The sequence below is a fragment of the Deltaproteobacteria bacterium genome, from assembly GCA_017302835.1.
Taxonomy (GTDB): Bacteria; Bdellovibrionota; Bdellovibrionia; order Bdellovibrionales; family Bdellovibrionaceae; genus UBA2316.
In genome coordinates, this window is sequence record JAFLCC010000014.1 from 1 (window position 1) to 17,132 (window position 17,132).

The window sequence follows — 17,132 nt, forward strand, 5'->3', positions numbered from 1 at the left end:
GATTAAGAATAGCAAGAGAAAAAACCATCAATCAAAACTTGAACTGACAGTACAGATTTTTTTAAAAAAGTTAAAAATAAATTGATGAACAAAAGGGCAACTGTCAGATTAAATCCCAACTTCTACACATAAAGATTTACGACCTTCTCCATGATCCCCTGATCATTCGGTATGAAATCAAGCCCTTCCGTTGCGCCTCTTTCATCCACGCCAGCTAATCGAATATATCGTTCAGCCGTTTTTAAATCCCTCCATCCACAGATTTTCATTACTGTTGTTGAAGGAACTCCGCGCGATATCAGATGCGTCGCAAAACAAGCTCTTAACGTATGAAAGCGAACCGTTGGGATGCCGATTTCACGGCAAAACGCCCGAAGAACTTTTGCCTGATAGCCTTCCTTCCAAGTTGAAAAGCGAGGAAGAAAAAACTGTCCATGTTCGTCAGAGCCAAAGTTTTGTTGCTTCAACTCCATCAATATCATGTAAAGCTCACTCGACACAGGAACATTTCGCCAGTATCTAGCCTTCAACGGGCCATACTTTTTTAGACGCTTGTTCCAGGATCTTGTCAGACGAATCAGACCAAAATTTCTTTCATGCGGCGGCAGAGTTTTTTGTCGACTGGCTTCTTCTAAAGAAACCAACTCCACATCCTCATGCCGTAGGCCGAACACTTCACCGTTGCGACAGCCTGTTAAGACCGAGACCGCCCATATCGGATACCAAGGGTGCTGCCTATCTTTCGCTTCACGAAGAAGAGTTTTAATCTGCTCGTGAGTTAAAATCTCTGGCAGCTTCTCTTGCTCTTTCTTCGTCGTATCAACCCCAAACACTGGACTATGATGAGGACCGACAATCAGTCGCTCATCAATACCCCAAAGATAAATTAGGTTGATAACGCTTTTTAGCTTTTTCTGATAGGCCGACGTATTCCCAAGATCCGCAACTTGATTCAATAGCAAGCGACCCTCTCCACGAGTAATCTCTGATGCTGGCCGCTTGAGCCACGATTGCGTCCACTTGCGAGCCAGATTTGCGTATTCCCAAACCGTAGTTTTCATAATTCGAGACGATGGATAAAGCTCATTGAACTGTGACCATCGGTCGATAATGCTTTCCCACGAACATCCTTGAGATTCAAGCCGTGCGATTTCAGATGTGATTTGCACAAGTTGAAATCGCTCTTCTTTTTCAGCTTCTTTTCTGGATTTAAAACCTCGCTGCATTCTCTGAAGACGAATGCGTGGATTCTTTTTGCTACGACGATTTAAATAATATTTCCAATATGTCTGACCATTTTCTTCATAAGATAAAATAGACATTGTTACCTCCTTTATGCCTGAGAGCATTCAATAAGGTAAGCAAGCTCTTTTCTTTTGAAAAACAACTTACCTGAAAATTTTCGTCTTTTAATTTTTCCTTGGGATACCAACTTGTGAACTGCATTCACCGATGGGTGCCCTCTTGGACTAAATTTTCTTAAGTATATTGCTGCTTCCGCTGTAGATAACCACTCCAAATTTTCAAAGAACAAATTACTTCTTGCATCTGAATTTACCTCGTTTTTTTCCACGTTTCCATTCCCTTCTTCTTCTCTACTTACCTGTGTCATATTATTATCTCTTCTCTACTAACACCTAACCCGCCCGCCGCCGTTGGACCGTCTTCCTGACCACTTACAACCGTTAAACATCTTTAGATGTAGGGTGTGAGTGGTCAGGAAGCGCAGAGGGATGACCAGCGGCGGGCGGGTTAGGTGTTAATTGCTTATTTTGCTTAAAGAAAATTAAAAAAGTGGTGGCAAAATGTTTGAGCAGAAAAATCTGGGAGGGCTACCAGTTAAATGAGTTCTTCATCTCGCCGTTTTGTCCAACTCGTTGATGTAAGATATCCACACCATTTTTCAAATGTAGTGGGTTTTCCACATGCATTAAAAAGTCGTGAAAGCATTGGACCACCACCATCAAGCGAATCAGAAAAGACGAAAAAATTTTCACCAAATCTTTTTTGGCGCTGCCAACGATCCAAAAGTTTGGTTTGGTAAAGCAGTCTAATTGTTTCTGAAAGTCGTCCGCTATCGCAAATATAAATCAGCCCATCAATACTTGTTTCGCCCATATATTTTTTAAATTTTCTAATAAGTCTCTGTTCCGATTTTCTGGTTCTTTCAATTTCAAATGCAAGATGTACGACTTCAGTTGTTTCTGTTCTTGGAATCATTAGCAAGAAATCAGGTTTCAAATCAAAATCCTGATTCTTAAGTCCGAGAACATTCATAGCTATCTGATCACAGTTAATATCGCCCTCGCGCACGATTTTAGAATCTGGAAAATGTCGTTTCATATTTAAAATCCAGTATTCACACCATTGATTATGAAACCAATCCTGCTTTCGCAGCAATGGCTGCTTGATCTCGTCAGTGTGACATTTTAAAATTTCAGCCGACTTCATTCGGCTCGCTGGCCCCTGAGCTATCATGTAAAAAGTAATTTGAGTTGTTGATTGAACCACTTCAATTAGATTTTTATTTCTCAAAACTTGAAGAGCTTTGCGTATATTTTGCTTCGCCATTGGGGGTGTTAGCATTCTAAAAAGCAGATCAATCGTCAAAGGACCGCTCTCCTTGATTAACCATAGAATCTCTTTCCCTCGTTTAGTTTGCTTTTGTTTTGTAACCGTCATTGTTCGATATTTTCCATCGAAAGTTGGCCACGAGAAGATTTCTTTCCGACTTTGGATTTAATATCCATCAGCGCCCGAATTGCAGAATCGATATCAATTTCCTTTTGTGATGACAACAATCTTAAAGATTTTCTTATGTTTGTATGTTTTGCCTGTAGTCCCCGAATATCAAGTTTAGTGGTGATTAGAATTTCATTCACCACATCTGAAAAAGTAATCGAGCCATTTACAAATCCTTCATTGGCCTCTTTCGTGAGATTTTCCAATGCAGTCCATGATTCATCACTCATAACAATTTGAAGTTTCTTTTTCACTAGCGACCACCTTTCTTGATTTTTGGTTGTGGAATTACAAATGGACTTGGCGGAAGATCCCCAAAGTAAATTTCAGTTTGCCGAGACATTTCGTCGCGATCCTCGACAACCTGTTGGTGAATAAAGTATGAGGTGATGAGTCCAAGCCCGAGACCGATACTTGCACCAAGTCCGACCTCTTCAGCAGATGGATTTCTACCACCAGCGCCATGACCAGCGTAAGTTGCAGCAGCACCAGTCAATGCACCAGTGACAGCTCCAAGCCTAAAAGATTGATCGAGTGTCGTGCAAGATATTGAAAGAGCCATTACAAGGCTCAATAAAAATATGCGTTTCATTTCGCAGTCCTCCTGTTTTTAAATCAGTAAAGGAGTGGAAAAGTGGGATGGGTTAAGTTGATTAATCTAAATTTTCTAAATTAATTTACGGATCGATTGCATATTAACGTTGTTAAAATGAAACTTTTCTTTTTCATTTTGGGAAAATCCTTCATGGTCTAGGTCACCATTCAAAACTCTATCGTGATATCGATGAGATTCTTCAACAAGTTTATCTCTAAGCATGTATCCATAAGTGTTTGAAACAGGATCTGTGACGCCCTCATTGAGCTTATCATTAATTCCAGATTCAATATCAACCAATTTGTTTGCGCCCCAAACTACCATTAAAACTAGATCTCTTGCTGTTTCTTCCTTTGAGGCAAAGTTCATTTCCATGTGGGCGAAACTACTGTTGCATACTAAGTAACGTATCTTAGTTAGCAATTCTTCAATTTTTTGAAAGCGGTCGCTTAATGTAGAAAAATTCAGTTTATCAATTTGGTCTTTACCCTTAACTCGTTCATACTTGTGGGCACGGTGCATATTTCTGTCGTCTACAACGTCAGTAATTAAACTCTCAAATTTAAGTTTTAACTTGTCGATATCATCAGGAGTAATTTTTATTGGGCTTCTGTTTCTTGCCTCAGGAAACAAATCAAACATAGTTTCTTCATGTGATTTGAGTGCATTTTCGATAAAATTTTCTTGGATTTCTAATTCTGTCCTCTCAATTTCTTCAGCTGTCGGAACAAATCCTATACAGATGGTGCTTCCTTTCACGGGAGAAACATTTGCCGCTTTCAGCGGTTTTATTTGATGTGTGTTGGCTTTTAATTTATTAAAGAAACCTCCACTCCCCAGCATTCCTTTAGCTAAGGATGCAAAATCTACTACTAGCATATCCCATGTATCATGAAGCATTCGAAAGACAATATCGTTTTTAACTTGAAAGGTTTTACCTTTTGTAACCTCAGCGAACTGCGTTTCAACTTCAGTAAGGAAATAAAGGCGAGTCTTAATCCTAGATAAAGTATCTTCCGTTTCTCTTATAATTAGCTCAACACTCATTAAATTACCCCAATTTTCTATTAAATTATCTTATAGTTTCTGATCGCCCACCAGTTGAACGTTGCTTTTAGTCTGTTCTAGAATCAAAATGGCCTTGTCATTAAAAAACTCATCAGTAGAATTTGAAAATTCAAAATCTTTGTCCGCAGTAATCAGCAAAGGTAGCGCACAGGATTGAAAGAGATTAATGATCATTGCATCGGGGCCACGAACCCCAAGCTGACCCATTGTTTTGACCATATCTTTCCAATACAATGACTTCGGAAGTAAAGCTGATGTTTGTCCTTCCAATACCTCAATGAAATGAAGTCCTAAGTCCTCTTCAAGAATTTCCCATTCATTTATCAGCATTTCTCCTGCGTAGGTCGAGCAGAATTGACGCCATCCTAACTGACCAGCGGACTCCTCGATCTTTTCCTTAAGTTTTTTAAGTTGGTTTTCACCAATTTTGAAAGACTGTCCTAGTTTTTTTATTGCGGTATCATCGTCTCTAATTTTTTTAAGAAGATCATAGAGTGATTTATGTGATGACTTTGGGTTCATAGAATTGAAGGTTTTAATTGCGCCAAGGGTAAGTTGCTTTCTAAATACTAGGTCTATAAATTCCATCCTACCGATAACATTTGTATGAATTGGAATATTTTTTTCCTCAAGAATTAGAAAGACATCTAGAGCTTGCTGATACACGCGATCATCGGTATATGAGGCCCCATAAAGGAATCCTGTGTCAGCTAGACATCCAATACTGCAATCCGTTTGACTCAAAAATTTTTTAAGCTGATCTATCCCCCTTATGATCTGCATTAAATTTCCAAATCCGATGGAGGCTTCTGCGGAGTCGCAGATTTAGCTGGCTTTTCAGTTTCATTGAGAATTTTCATAAGGTCCTCTGGAGGTGTCTTTTCACCAATTTTTTTAAGTCTTTCAGACCATTTCTTGGCGGCTCCCTTTTTAGGACCTTGTTTAGTTTTGTTCATAAATGACTCCCTTGCTTTTACTTAGTTGTACCATAGCCAATATCGTCGATCTAAGCACCTGAAAACACAGCGTTATTAGCTATTGCGTAGTTCCGGAAACCGGATCTTAAACACACTTGAAGCCCCATGCGGAGTCTCAATCCCATGTGCTATCAAAACAGCCCCCACCCCGGTCGGTAACGTCTTCAACAAGTCCGGTGACGCTCGAAATTGATGAGCATCTCTTGTGGTCCCCTCCCCGATCACCTCTGCGGAATCAATGTCCTTTGCATTAGTGATTCGTTGTGTAGTTTTCTGAATATCCTTCGTTCCAAAACACCGAGATAAAAACTCGGCTGAATCAGGATCATTTATTCGCAAAACTATTTTTGTCGCCGCATTGTCCGTGATGCGATTTAAGAATCCTTTTGATACTTCCATTACATCACCAATACTTTGATGAGAAAAATGAAGAGCAAATCCTGCGGATCTTGCTTTTGAAATCAGATCTGCAAATTCAGGACAGGCAAAAGTCGCAAACTCGTCAAGATAGACTGGAACGAGTTTTCTTGGTTTTGCCTGTCCTCGTTCCCTATGCGCTGTTCCGGCCAAAAAATTTAAATGGTTAATAAGAAGTTTTCCGACAATCCCGACGATTTGGGGTGACATGAGACTTTGTAATCTATAATAAATTACCGATCCCGATTCAGAATCTGATAGATTTATCTTTGATTCACCGATTGGAGAAAGAATCTTTTTTAAATGGCCAAGTGTAAGTGATTTAACTTGATCGCGTAGTCCCGACAAATCCTGAAAATCCTTAACAGCTAAAGCCTGTGGAAAATCCCCACTATTGACGTAATGTGAAAATGAATTTGGAGTTTCAAGAATTTCTGAAATATCTATAAGATTTGGATTTTTACCATTAAGTTCATAATATCGTTGAAAGACTCTTTGAAGTGACGATAAAGCTTTTGATTTATAGTATTCTTCACTCCATGTGAGTGAAGAAAAAAGACGTTGGGCTGCCTCTAGCGGAGATCCCGACTGAAGTGGATCATATCCAGTAGAATTTTCATCTGTCAGATCAAAAACACGAAGTCTATCTACTGGAACCCAATTGTAGAGTTCGTTCAAAAATGAAGTATCACCTTTAGCGTCCATAATAATGCTACCTAAGCCGCGCTGAACATCTTGTCTTAGAAAGTTCAGAATAACACTTTCAGTTTTTCCTGATCCCGTTGCACCTAAAATATGAATGTGTCTGGTTCTTATTTTATCAGGAAGATAAATACTTTCATCCATTTCGCAATCTCGGCCCATTACGATTGAATTTTCTGATGGGAGCAACAGACTTTCTGGAATTTCCTTAATTTGCTCCAGTCGCTTTCTATTTGTCTTACCCCAAGGTGAAAGAAATTGAAGCGCTAGAAGAATTCCGAAAATCAACAGCCCTGTGCTTATTAAAATAACCAGAGCACGATCAATCCCAGTAAGATTCTGAAAGCCTTCGTAAAGCCAGAGACTAATAAGGCAAACCGGAATAAGCGCAAGAGTAGAATAATTTTGATCGTTCATTATCTTTGTCCTGGAAAATAATCAGTTAATTCAACGAAAAACTCAGTCATTGGTTTAAGAGTCAAAACCTGAGCCCGATTGTGCGCCATACTTGCATCGGATTGAAACTCTTGCATAAGCCCCGCCGCGACAGCACGAGCAACTAGAGTTTTGAAATCACCGTTATCAGCACTGGCGTCCACTGTATTTGGATTATTTGCAGCTGAGCGAATTGCGGCCCTCGCAAATATTCCTTCTTTCTTTGCACCATTGATTCCATAGGTGCCATCTAAACTCAAAGCCCTTGCAGAAATTGGAACTGCCAAATCAATTCTTCTTGGGTGTCTAACAAATTTAAAATTCATTGTGATTCGTCCGGTTCCACTTTCGGGACTAGCATCTCCAATTATTGTCGCACCCATAAATTCAGAACCCAGGCCAGCATCCATTACTTGAACGTGAACAGGAGCATTTGAGAAAGTTTCAACAACATTCATTAAGCGAACTCGAACGATTGTTCCTGGTGAGCGTTTTGAAAAAGCATAGCCACCCTTACCACTACCACCACTTACATTTTGAGCATGAAAACTTATGATTTGGGAATGCTTTTCTGGTCGATCAATTTTTGAATCGGCTTTACGCCTATCAGTTGGTTTTGATGGTTCATTCATTGAGGACTCCACCATCTTAAAAAATATAATGGCGCTGACGGGAATTAAAAAGAAGACAGCAACATCTTTTGCTAAAAGTGAAAGTTGGAACCTAGGTGTGCCACCAGGATAGTCTTCTTCTAACCATCGCTTAAGAAGTCGTTCTTTCTGCTTTTGAAATGACTGATTTGATTTCATCGACGGCTCCCTTTCAGTTCAGCTGTATACGGTTTTGAGATACCCTTTATAGGAACAATAATACTTACGTCTTTAAAATCAGCTGGGATATTGGGTTTAGTAAAAATCAATCTAGCTTTAACAAATGAATCCCTTTGAGCTTCGCGCCTTTCGGACCAAACTTTCACCGGATTAATGATTCTATCTTTATGTTTGATACGAATTAGATCCCAGCTTGGAGAAATCTTCCCTGTTGAATCTGCGGCAATTACAAAATCAATCGTTAAGTAATCTTTTTTAGAGTCATAGTCTGATGCCTTTAAATGAAGTCCCCGCGAGTACTTGATTTGAGCAGTAACTTTTACAACTTCAGAAACCTTCTGAAGTTCTGTATCAAACTTTTTATAATATGTAGGTTCGGACTCTTCTGAAGCCGTCAAAAGAAATAGTTTGGTTTCTTTTGACTTGAAGTAAACAAACATGTTTGTCGTAGCATATGGGCTCAGTGGTTTAATCACAATCGAGCGATTTAGTTTTTCAACTAAAAATAAATTTTGATCTCCCAATACAACCTGTGTTGGAATCTCTTCAAATTCGAGAATAGAACTAAAGCCTTCTTTTAGGAAAACTGGAAATGCAGTTGGACCAATTGTTGAATTCGCAAATGCTTGTGATATTAGAAATAAATATATAAACATTACTTTCCTCCTTTGACTGAGTTTCGGACATGATTTGCATACCTAGCCGTATTGGCGGCCTTCATTCCAAACGATGCAGCTGCTGTTTTCGGCGTAGCCATCATCACAGTTTTTAATACTCCTTTTCGTAACGTATCTCCGACGCTTAAGTTCACTCCATCTGCCAATTGTGAAACGATAAAAGGTGAAAACAAAAGTGCAATTGCAATAATGAGGTTCAAAGTTACTATTGTGATCAAATTTCCTTCCACAGAATATGCAGAAGCAAACGGCAGAGCTTTTAAAAACGCTGAAAGAACCGACCAAATTACAGGCCAGCACGCTACCTGAAACATAGATTTAAAAAGTCCTTTTGTGATTCCACTGGAGGACTCAAATAGAGTTCCCAAAATTAAAAAAGGACCGAGCGCTACTAGTAAAAACCAATAAAAGTGTTGAAATGCCAAAAGAAAAAATCTAGCAACAATCAAAATCACAAAACTTATAATTACCAAAAAGCCGATTAGAAGATCACTTCCAAGATTTAAAAGCCCCTCAAGATCAAAAGAGTAGGCTTCTGCCCGCTTAGATGCCGCATCTAATACCATATCAATTCCGGTCATGTCGTCTATGGATCGCGCGACCTCAACACCAAGAATCTGGCTAAATTCTGCAATTGTCGGAAATGAAACTAACAAAAGCGCAACGATAATTAAACGCTTCAGACGAACTATCACTGCACCACTAATTCCTAAATCAGAAGTGTATCCTAGCGCTACTGAAACTAGAAAAAGTGGTAACAGCATTTGCCAGCTCAAGTGACTTGTGTGTTCATATATTTGCCGTGCCACTGGCAATAGTTTTTCATATTCTTCGATAGCTGGTATTGAATAACTCATAAATTTTTCCTAACTCTAAGAACCAATTCTGAAAATTGAGAATTTTTCTGACTTAAATTAGTTGAAAAAGATTTGAACGAGCCACCACGAGTAGCTACAGACCTTGTTTCCCGTTCATTTCCTTCCGCTAACATCTGAGCCAGTAAACTGGTGATGTGGCTTTGAATGACCTGAGACTGCGATTCTAAGGCAATCAAGGTTCCGACTCCTGATGCGGTAAGCTTTTGCGCTACCCCAGGAGAAGCGTCAGCTCCCCTTCGTTCCATTTCTTTGCCGGACTTAAATGTCGTGGCCGTTTCTGGACCCACGCGCGCCACAAGATTCATTGCGCGAGAAAGTTCATGCTCAATTTGATCATATTTTTCAGATCGGTATTCTTTGGGAATGGTATGGTAAACAATCCTCAGCCGATTCAATGCCTCTCGTGGATCTTTCCATTTTTCCCATTCCGATGGTTGAACAACTTCTGCAATTGTCTTTATTCTATTTATACGGTCTTTGATTCCCCTCATTTCATCGTTCATAATCTGACTTTGGCGCTGAAGCTCATACATGGTATGTAAGGTGTTAGCAACGATCTGTACCAGCAAAGGCAAATCTCCGCCAAAAAAATCTGCCTTTGCAGAAAATGGCGCAATCCAAAATACGGCGATTAAAATTAACTTTTTCAATTTTCTTCCTTTCGTATGGAGATATTTTCGGTATTGGCCAGTTTGTAAAACTCAGGTGTCGGATATAGACGAAATATCTGACTCATGGTTGGACTGAGTGCGAAGAACTCTGAATACACTGGTTTTTTAGATGTCACAGATAAGGCTCTAGAAATATCAGAGTCCGGTAAATCAAATGTTTGCTTCAAGAATTCAGCGGCAGCTCCATTCTGGAGAAATATTTTCGTGAAACTATTTGTGAAAATCATTTTCGCAAAGGCTTCGTCACCATAGTCAGCCAAGTTCTGAGTAATGGAAACAATACCAGCTCTATATTTTCGAAGCGTTCGGTACATTTCTTCTAAGAAACTTTTGCTTTGCGCGAAGAATCTCCACACTTCATCAAATACTATGAGTGTTCGAGAATAGGTTCCCTTAAGAAGATCACCCCACAGGAGTTCCGACAATAAAAGAATTGTTGTTCGCTGCAAAACGGGATCGGCATCCAGCTCCTTGAAATCAAATGCGTTTACCTGAGCGCCGATCATGCTTTGCAAATCTTCACGGATGGGAACATCATCAAGTGCTAGATGCGGTTTTAACCAGTGAGCAATATCTTGATAAAATCGCTCGGGCTTTTCACTACCAAGCCTCACTAGCTCGGAGATTTTCAGGTTTGTGCCTTCTAAATGTCGAAGCAAGTCGTCGATGGCCACTCGATGTGAATGGGTGATATGACTTCCCGACCCGCATAGAGTTTCGATGAAAGTTCTATAAAAACCTGTTCCATTTACTGGGCGTAACCGCAAAAAACTTGCGAGCAGTCCGTGCGCTTCTTCCACCGTCAATAATTGGCTAACTCCACCGTTGGCTTCAATGATTCGTCGATATGATCCACCAATATCAAAAATACAAAGCCTTGTTAGCGGCTCGTCTTTAAGTACTGAAGACAGAATTGCATTCATCAAAAAGCTTTTTCCTGACCCCGATGCCCCACAGATAAAAGAGTTGAAATTCAAATTTTCTTTCGAAAATAAATTTAAATGCGAAACCTCATTACTCCGTGACCGCAGCGCCAGAGAAGAACTATCATTAGAACGGGAAAAATCATGTAGCAGTGGCAAAACATGAGCTAAATTTTCAGAAAGAATTGGTAACTTTCTAATCCCAAGTGTTTTGCCGCCAGGTAAGTGGCTAGCTATCACCGGAAGCGTACCAAGTCCTTCTGGATACAGTCCGGCATTTCCAATGCCGGAAACCAATCGTTCAAAATCATTCGCTAGATCTTGAGTCTCTTGTTCAGTTCCTGAAACAGTTAAGCCGATTGAAATTTCAAAAAGCGTTTCCTTTGAAACTAGAATTCGCTCTAGGGTTTCTTCGGAAGAACTTAGAACAGAATTTGACTCAATATTTTTGACTTCAAGCGAACTCGTTACAGAAAGCGCATGACTTACTCGACGTTTGGCTTCTAGTTGTCGTTTAATCTTCTTTCTATCTGGGATCTGAATTTTGATCGACAAAGTAAAAGGCGATAAACATTCAAACACTGGTTGCAGACAACCTTTCCATGTTACCTGCGGAAGTTCAGTCAATGAAAGTACTCTAACAGTGCATTTATCTGCACGGATACAATCTTTCTCCCAGACAACATCTGGTAAATTACTTTTTTCAATTTTCTTACCGAAAATTGTTGAAAGATATGACTTCCACGTGTCTTCGGAAAGTAATCGTGAACTCAGTTTCAATTCATTAAGGACTGCTTGAAAATGCGAATAACTTTCTTCCTTCTTAACTTTTTCAAAAACAAGTACAGTCGTCTTGAGTCCTGTAATTTCATGCTCCTCTCGAGTGCGAAACAAAACAATCTGAACATCAAATGAATTTGGAAGTCTTGATAACAGCTCGGACAATTTTTGAAAAAATGAATCCGAGCTAGTTCCTTCTAAATTTTCTTCAAATAGCCCAAGAGAAAGAGGCTCCATTTCAAAAGATTTAAAAATAGAGCCATCGCTAGATTCAACGATTCCATCGGAAACCCATTTCGCCTGAATGATTGCTTTAGTTAACGAGTATTTTCTCATTTTATTTTTCCTGTTTTTTTAAACTTCTGCCCGCGTGCCCCAAGTAAATATGCGGTTCGATAACAAATCTCATTAGCAATTCAAGATGGCCATTTTTTTGACCATGTGAAATGAATCGAAGTATTGCTAAAGTTCCAAGCCCAAGCCCCCAAGATAAAAACAAAGGGGCTTTCATAATATTAAGAATGACATTGGAGCCAGCAAGAACAGAAAAAGCCGTCACAATGTGACTGACTTCAAATCCCCAAAGTTGTGACCTGTTCATATTACTTGTGGGACAGTTCTTCATCGAACCACCCGCTGAATTAAATCAACAATACTTTGTGCACCAAAAAGAATTGTCGCACCCGTAACCGCATAGACCAAGTGTTGCTTGGCGTTTATATTTCCTGTGAAAAAACTGAATGCCGCAAATCCAAGCCCTAGCACTGCAAAGATTGGTAAAATAGAACCAAGAAGAACATTTTTTAGTCCCATCAATGATGACTCAACTGATGCATGTGCAAAAGGAGCTGCAATCATTATAAATATAATTAGTGCAAAATGTTTTTTACTCATGTGTTTTCTCCTCATTGTTTTGAAGTTGGATGACGTAACGCTGACTTGGCAACATATAGAGTTCAAAACTAAGTGAGCCTCCTGATTTGGATGCCCACGCACGCCCTACACGATTCCATGCCGTTTTCTTTTCTGGTGTTCCGTTTTGTTTAGTCTCGTACTCTTTAGCGACGAGGATGTCGTAAAAACCTATATTCATGTTTCCTCCTGAACTATTAGTAGCTCTGTAAATTCTGAATCTTGTTTCAGTGAAAGTTTGCCTATGGACCAAAGGTAAAAGTTGTAGCAATCGATTTTCATACGTTTAGATCAGACTGATTTGATGTCTGACCTAAGCGCGTTGAACATCGATTTTTTGGATACTGATAAGGAAATTCCAAACGATGCCATGACTTAAAACTACGATCTGAATCTGGCGAATAAGTACATTCCCAACAATGCGAATGCGTTGAAAGATGTTCGAGCGTGGGACAACCACATCGGGGACAATGACTGAAGTGCATACGATCTCCTTTCGGGCGCTGATCCATTCAGCGCGCTCCGTTCAGTCTTTTAGATTGCAATTTTATGGGCGTGGCTGTGCCAACTCGATGATGAGTTTTAAGTATTTGAAAATTTGAATTATTTAAAGAACAAGTCTCGAATCGTAGACTGTGAAACCCTTGCACAGTCTACGATGCGAGACTTTTTTTGAGATTCTCGATATAAGGTTTTCGTTCACACTAAATACCTTAATGGAATCAAATACCTTTTAAATGCAAGATATAAGCCTTATCAACACTTAACCGTTTAGACAAGAATTCGGATGCCTTAGCTAAATCCGACTTACCTGGAGTTGACCCCCAGTGAACCAAAACACTAACTTCAATTGTTTTATCACTTTTTTCTACATTCTTTTTACTAACAAACACACCGACTATTCTCGGAAAAACGACGTTCATCTCTTCGCTCACTTTTTTCGACAACGTGGCCAGATTCTTAAAACTATTTAGCTCAGCTTCGTTTTGTTTTAACTTGATTTGAAGTTCAGTTGATGCTCGTTCAGTCGTCGATAGCTTTTGTCCCATTTTCTTTTCCAGACTTTCAGAAAACGTAGACTGGCGAATTTCAATTGATTCAGGTGAAAGCGAATAGAATTTTGCTTTATCCTTCAAAATTATTAGTTCATCATCGTCGAGTGGTTCACCAAGAAGCGCCACTTTGATTTTAGGATTTTTGAAGTTGTAAACAATCTCGCTCTCAAGGACCAAAGATCTCTCAGAACGCAACTCTTGTGCAATGTATTTATTAGCCTGAGATTTGAAGAAACTTTCACGCTGTAAATACCATGCCATAAAAAAGCTAGGAATTAACACGACTATTCCGACGTAAGTGATCCAGCGATTAATTTTTTTACGATGTGCTGACTCCACATCGGTTGACTTGTAAAACCCGAGATAGCGAACAAATATAAATGTCGAAATGCTTATGAACACACTATTGATAACAAATAAATACAAAGCACCAAAGAAATAGCTAAAGTTTTGCGTCGCTAATCCAAACCCCGCAGTGCAAAGTGGCGGCATTAAGGCTGTTGCTATGGCAACACCAGGAATAGCATTACTTTTCTCTTTACGTGATATGGCAACAATTCCAGCAGCGCCGCCGAAAAATGCGATGAGAACATCAAAGAAACTTGGTCGAGTGCGCGCAAGTAATTCAGACTGCACTTCAGACAGGGGCGACAAAATAAAGTAAATCGTAGAAGCTACGATACTGATAAAAACGGCTGCAGCTAAATTCTTCGTCGATTTTTTTAATAAGGCGAAATCATAAACGCCTAACGCAAATCCAACACCGACAATTGGACCCATAAGTGGTGAAATCAACATGGCTCCAATAATGACTGCCGCTGAATTCAAGTTTAAACCGACTGAAGCAATTAAAATTGCAAACACGAGTGTCCAAGCATTTGCACTTTGAAACTCTACATTAGAGTTAATCAATTCGATTGTTCCAACTTTATCGGTGTCTGTTTTTAGATTGAAAAGACGCTTTAATAATTGAACTGCGCCTGTACCGTTGCTGTCGTGGATATTTTTATTTTCCTGCATAGACTGAAAATATAGCAATCACGTTGCGAGAAGTCATTAATTTTAAATTACGTTTTCGCCTTGATCTGGCAAATCTGATTCTCTTGATTGACGATTCAGCTCTGCAGCCTCTGCACGGACTTCTTCTAAAAGCGGAGATCTGTTTGTTACAGATTTATTAGTTTTCTCGGTCTTAGATTTCACGTTGCGTCCGATGGACAAGCCGTTTGTAAATACAATCTCTCGGTCAGGATCTGGAAAGCGAAACCCATTTGAAAGAAGAAGATTCTTCACTTCTAATAAGATGTGGCTTGATACTTTAAATATACTGACTTCTCGGGCATTGAGCCAAAAATAAACTCGCACATTTACTGCGGACCCAGCGAGAGCATCCACTAAAGCCCACGGTTCAGGATCTTTTAGAACAATATTGCTTTTTCCTAAAAGATCTAAGACGAGCGCTTGTGCTTCCTCTATTGAATCATTGTAATCAAGGCCAAAGACAAAATCGCAACGCATTTTCGGATTTGCCGTCATGTTCGTAACGTTGCTTTTATAAACTATACTATTGGGCATTAAAATATGGTTGCCAGCGAAATCAATAATCAAAGTTGAACGTGAAGTCACCTTTTGAACAATTCCTTCATATTCTCCAATCTTTACCCAATCGCTAGGACGAAATGGTTTTTTAATACTTAGAAGAATACTAGCGGCGTAATCTTCAAAACTATTTTTCAAACCCAAACCAAGTATTAGACCCAAAATGCCTGTCCCACCCAAAACGGTGAAAGCTAAACCCGCCAGACCTGAAATTCTTAATGCTAAATACAGACCTAATAAAAATATTGGTACAGACAGAATTTTGGATGTGGCGTTCAACAAGAGTGGACTTGGAATTTTTTTTACGAAGACTCGACGAAACCCATAGGAAGCCAGAAAAAACAGGAAAAATGAAATGGTAAGTACAAAAATGGCTGTTAAAATTGTTGGGAGGTGGCGCACAAGCGCTACGTTAAAAATATCAATCTCCTCCCGCGCTGGGGCAAGATCTAAGATCTGATTGGGGTGACTCTTGATTTGATTTTGAACGGCTACCACCCCGTCCATTCGATTTGCTAAATTATTAACCCATTCGATCTGTGAATCTTCGTCGACAAAACCCGACAAAATTGCAACTCCAGATATCACTTTCACCTTAACCTGATCGTATGATCCTACAGCGGATAGTATATCGGTCAAACGCTGTTGGATCTTTTTATCGGAGATGATTTCTTCGACAGCAATTGACTTAGGCTCAGCGACGACAGGCACAGATGAATTGTCTGCCAATGAAATTGAAGACGATAGAATAGTAATAAGTAACCAGCTTGAAACCAGATTCATTTTCATTTACCAAAACCTCTGTCACACGATTGATCGATACCTATCTTAAATTAACTTCAACTCCCAATCCCACATGACTTCATTAATGCAATAGTCAGTCCAAAAGTTGAATTAAATAAATTTTCGAATGAGATTTTGCTGAAAAGCTCGTTTAGTGACCTCATTTCCTGCCAACTAACTCGATGCGAATTGCAGAACTATGGATTTCTTCGTATCATTTTAACGCATATAAACATTTTAGTCTAAATGGGTGCAGGAGCTTCCTGTAGTTTTGGAAAGTAGGGTCGCCTTCCGATGGAGGATTACGCCTATGGAAGCTATCAATGTTGGCCTTTTGGGCTTCGGGAAAACCGGATCAATAGTAGCTAAAGAACTAGTCAATGATAAAAGCCTAAATTTAAAATGGGTTTGTCGTAGGAATATTGTACCTGGATTCGCGCATGCGAGTCATGCTGTTGGTCATGATGATAGTTTTGCACCATTTGTCGAAGCCAAACAATTCAGTCAAGAATTCCTACGGAAAAATCCTGTAGATTTTGTAATTGATTTCTCATCAAATACAGCTAGTGGACTATATGAGCTCATCGCCTCGAGTGGGGCAAAAATCGTGACTGCAATTTCAAAGTATGATCTATCAGAAATGGAAAAAATAAAGTCAGCCTCTGCCAAAACGGCAATTCTATACTCTCCCAACATTACTCTCGGAATAAACTGGCTAATTATTGCCTCAAAAGTTTTAAAAGGAATTATTCCCCATGCTGACATTGAAGTTGTAGAGGAACACTTTAGAGCAAAAAAGGAAGTTTCTGGTACAGCACTTAGAATTGCTGATCACCTCAATCTGACTGCAAAGGACCATGTAAATTCGATTCGAGTCGGTGGAATTGTTGGCAAACATGAAATTATATTTGGACTACCATACCAGACAATACGACTAACTCATGAAAGCATCAGTCGTGAAGCATTCGGTACGGGGGCCATTTTTGCAGCGAAATGGCTTTTGAATAAACCGAATGGAATGTATTCTATGGAACAACTTTTTCATGAAAAATTCATGAAGACAATTAAAGAGCTAGAATTTTAGCGAA

Annotated in this window: 20 protein-coding genes; 1 reads left to right on the forward strand and 19 read right to left on the reverse strand. The window is 39.5% G+C overall.

Annotated features, from left to right (window positions below; all coding sequences use genetic code 11):
• Positions 1-122: 122 nt before the first annotated feature.
• The 19 genes from J0M15_13360 to J0M15_13450 form a co-directional block, all read right to left on the reverse strand.
• Entirely contained in the window at positions 123-1,226 is a 1,104-nt protein-coding gene (locus J0M15_13360) for a site-specific integrase (protein ID MBN8538036.1), read from the reverse strand.
• Positions 1,227-1,333: 107 nt separating this feature from the next.
• On the reverse strand, positions 1,334-1,612 hold the full coding sequence (locus tag J0M15_13365; protein ID MBN8538037.1) for a helix-turn-helix domain-containing protein: 279 nt from the start codon (positions 1,610-1,612) through the stop codon (positions 1,334-1,336).
• Between the two features lie 227 nt (positions 1,613-1,839).
• Positions 1,840-2,682: a hypothetical protein gene (locus J0M15_13370; protein ID MBN8538038.1), complete on the reverse strand. Its 843-nt coding sequence runs from the start codon at positions 2,680-2,682 to the stop codon at positions 1,840-1,842.
• Positions 2,679-2,996, reverse strand: a complete 318-nt coding sequence (locus J0M15_13375) for a hypothetical protein (protein MBN8538039.1) — start codon at positions 2,994-2,996, stop codon at positions 2,679-2,681. Before J0M15_13375 ends, J0M15_13370 begins: the two co-directional genes overlap by 4 nt.
• A complete protein-coding gene (locus J0M15_13380) occupies positions 2,996-3,304 on the reverse strand; it encodes a hypothetical protein (GenBank protein ID MBN8538040.1) in 309 nt (102 codons plus the stop codon). The genes J0M15_13375 and J0M15_13380 overlap by 1 nt, the downstream gene beginning before the upstream one ends.
• 105 nt (positions 3,305-3,409) lie before the next feature.
• Complete coding sequence (locus tag J0M15_13385; GenBank protein ID MBN8538041.1) at positions 3,410-4,384, reverse strand: hypothetical protein; 975 nt, start codon at positions 4,382-4,384, stop codon at positions 3,410-3,412.
• A gap of 30 nt (positions 4,385-4,414) precedes the next feature.
• Positions 4,415-5,188, reverse strand: coding sequence for a hypothetical protein (locus J0M15_13390; GenBank protein MBN8538042.1), 774 nt, complete (start codon positions 5,186-5,188; stop codon positions 4,415-4,417).
• A complete protein-coding gene (locus J0M15_13395) occupies positions 5,188-5,361 on the reverse strand; it encodes a hypothetical protein (GenBank protein ID MBN8538043.1) in 174 nt (57 codons plus the stop codon). The genes J0M15_13390 and J0M15_13395 overlap by 1 nt, the downstream gene beginning before the upstream one ends.
• 75 nt (positions 5,362-5,436) lie before the next feature.
• A complete protein-coding gene (locus tag J0M15_13400) occupies positions 5,437-6,918 on the reverse strand; it encodes a type IV secretion system DNA-binding domain-containing protein (GenBank protein MBN8538044.1) in 1,482 nt (493 codons plus the stop codon).
• Positions 6,918-7,745: a hypothetical protein gene (locus J0M15_13405; protein MBN8538045.1), complete on the reverse strand. Its 828-nt coding sequence runs from the start codon at positions 7,743-7,745 to the stop codon at positions 6,918-6,920. The genes J0M15_13400 and J0M15_13405 overlap by 1 nt, the downstream gene beginning before the upstream one ends.
• Positions 7,742-8,422 carry a hypothetical protein gene (locus J0M15_13410; protein ID MBN8538046.1) on the reverse strand — a complete coding sequence of 227 codons (681 nt, stop codon included), beginning with the start codon at positions 8,420-8,422 and terminating at the stop codon, positions 7,742-7,744. The genes J0M15_13405 and J0M15_13410 overlap by 4 nt, the downstream gene beginning before the upstream one ends.
• Positions 8,422-9,300 (reverse strand): hypothetical protein, encoded by an 879-nt coding sequence (locus J0M15_13415; protein ID MBN8538047.1) that lies wholly within the window; start codon positions 9,298-9,300, stop codon positions 8,422-8,424. The genes J0M15_13410 and J0M15_13415 overlap by 1 nt, the downstream gene beginning before the upstream one ends.
• Positions 9,297-9,971, reverse strand: coding sequence for a hypothetical protein (locus tag J0M15_13420; protein ID MBN8538048.1), 675 nt, complete (start codon positions 9,969-9,971; stop codon positions 9,297-9,299). The genes J0M15_13415 and J0M15_13420 overlap by 4 nt, the downstream gene beginning before the upstream one ends.
• On the reverse strand, positions 9,968-12,031 hold the full coding sequence (locus J0M15_13425; protein ID MBN8538049.1) for a hypothetical protein: 2,064 nt from the start codon (positions 12,029-12,031) through the stop codon (positions 9,968-9,970). Before J0M15_13425 ends, J0M15_13420 begins: the two co-directional genes overlap by 4 nt.
• 1 nt (position 12,032) lies before the next feature.
• Positions 12,033-12,320, reverse strand: a complete 288-nt coding sequence (locus J0M15_13430; protein MBN8538050.1) for a hypothetical protein — start codon at positions 12,318-12,320, stop codon at positions 12,033-12,035.
• Complete coding sequence (locus J0M15_13435) at positions 12,317-12,589, reverse strand: TrbC/VirB2 family protein (protein ID MBN8538051.1); 273 nt, start codon at positions 12,587-12,589, stop codon at positions 12,317-12,319. Before J0M15_13435 ends, J0M15_13430 begins: the two co-directional genes overlap by 4 nt.
• Positions 12,582-12,788 carry a hypothetical protein gene (locus J0M15_13440; GenBank protein MBN8538052.1) on the reverse strand — a complete coding sequence of 69 codons (207 nt, stop codon included), beginning with the start codon at positions 12,786-12,788 and terminating at the stop codon, positions 12,582-12,584. Before J0M15_13440 ends, J0M15_13435 begins: the two co-directional genes overlap by 8 nt.
• A gap of 541 nt (positions 12,789-13,329) precedes the next feature.
• Positions 13,330-14,682 carry a TIGR00341 family protein gene (locus J0M15_13445; GenBank protein MBN8538053.1) on the reverse strand — a complete coding sequence of 451 codons (1,353 nt, stop codon included), beginning with the start codon at positions 14,680-14,682 and terminating at the stop codon, positions 13,330-13,332.
• A 42-nt stretch (positions 14,683-14,724) separates the two neighbouring features.
• A complete protein-coding gene (locus J0M15_13450; GenBank protein MBN8538054.1) occupies positions 14,725-16,050 on the reverse strand; it encodes a mechanosensitive ion channel in 1,326 nt (441 codons plus the stop codon).
• Positions 16,051-16,354: 304 nt separating this feature from the next.
• On the opposite strand from J0M15_13450, the gene J0M15_13455 reads away from it, so the two are divergent.
• Complete coding sequence (locus J0M15_13455; GenBank protein MBN8538055.1) at positions 16,355-17,128, forward strand: dihydrodipicolinate reductase; 774 nt, start codon at positions 16,355-16,357, stop codon at positions 17,126-17,128.
• Positions 17,129-17,132: the final 4 nt, after the last annotated feature.

What these genes read in the sequence shown, in the direction of transcription:
- J0M15_13360 (MBN8538036.1), bottom strand. Translation starts at nt 1,226, where the DNA reads ATGCAGCGAGGTTTTAAATCCAGAAAAGAAGCTGAAAAAGAAGAGCGA.
- J0M15_13365 (MBN8538037.1), bottom strand. Translation starts at nt 1,612, where the DNA reads ATGACACAGGTAAGTAGAGAAGAAGAAGGGAATGGAAACGTGGAAAAA.
- J0M15_13370 (MBN8538038.1), bottom strand. Translation starts at nt 2,682, where the DNA reads ATGACGGTTACAAAACAAAAGCAAACTAAACGAGGGAAAGAGATTCTA.
- J0M15_13380 (MBN8538040.1), bottom strand. Translation starts at nt 3,304, where the DNA reads ATGGCTCTTTCAATATCTTGCACGACACTCGATCAATCTTTTAGGCTT.
- J0M15_13385 (MBN8538041.1), bottom strand. Translation starts at nt 4,384, where the DNA reads ATGAGTGTTGAGCTAATTATAAGAGAAACGGAAGATACTTTATCTAGG.
- J0M15_13390 (MBN8538042.1), bottom strand. Translation starts at nt 5,188, where the DNA reads ATGCAGATCATAAGGGGGATAGATCAGCTTAAAAAATTTTTGAGTCAA.
- J0M15_13395 (MBN8538043.1), bottom strand. Translation starts at nt 5,361, where the DNA reads ATGAACAAAACTAAACAAGGTCCTAAAAAGGGAGCCGCCAAGAAATGG.
- J0M15_13400 (MBN8538044.1), bottom strand. Translation starts at nt 6,918, where the DNA reads ATGAACGATCAAAATTATTCTACTCTTGCGCTTATTCCGGTTTGCCTT.
- J0M15_13405 (MBN8538045.1), bottom strand. Translation starts at nt 7,745, where the DNA reads ATGAAATCAAATCAGTCATTTCAAAAGCAGAAAGAACGACTTCTTAAG.
- J0M15_13410 (MBN8538046.1), bottom strand. Translation starts at nt 8,422, where the DNA reads ATGTTTATATATTTATTTCTAATATCACAAGCATTTGCGAATTCAACA.
- J0M15_13415 (MBN8538047.1), bottom strand. Translation starts at nt 9,300, where the DNA reads ATGAGTTATTCAATACCAGCTATCGAAGAATATGAAAAACTATTGCCA.
- J0M15_13425 (MBN8538049.1), bottom strand. Translation starts at nt 12,031, where the DNA reads ATGAGAAAATACTCGTTAACTAAAGCAATCATTCAGGCGAAATGGGTT.
- J0M15_13430 (MBN8538050.1), bottom strand. Translation starts at nt 12,320, where the DNA reads ATGAAGAACTGTCCCACAAGTAATATGAACAGGTCACAACTTTGGGGA.
- J0M15_13435 (MBN8538051.1), bottom strand. Translation starts at nt 12,589, where the DNA reads ATGAGTAAAAAACATTTTGCACTAATTATATTTATAATGATTGCAGCT.
- J0M15_13440 (MBN8538052.1), bottom strand. Translation starts at nt 12,788, where the DNA reads ATGAATATAGGTTTTTACGACATCCTCGTCGCTAAAGAGTACGAGACT.
- J0M15_13445 (MBN8538053.1), bottom strand. Translation starts at nt 14,682, where the DNA reads ATGCAGGAAAATAAAAATATCCACGACAGCAACGGTACAGGCGCAGTT.
- J0M15_13450 (MBN8538054.1), bottom strand. Translation starts at nt 16,050, where the DNA reads ATGAAAATGAATCTGGTTTCAAGCTGGTTACTTATTACTATTCTATCG.
- J0M15_13455 (MBN8538055.1), top strand. Translation starts at nt 16,355, where the DNA reads ATGGAAGCTATCAATGTTGGCCTTTTGGGCTTCGGGAAAACCGGATCA.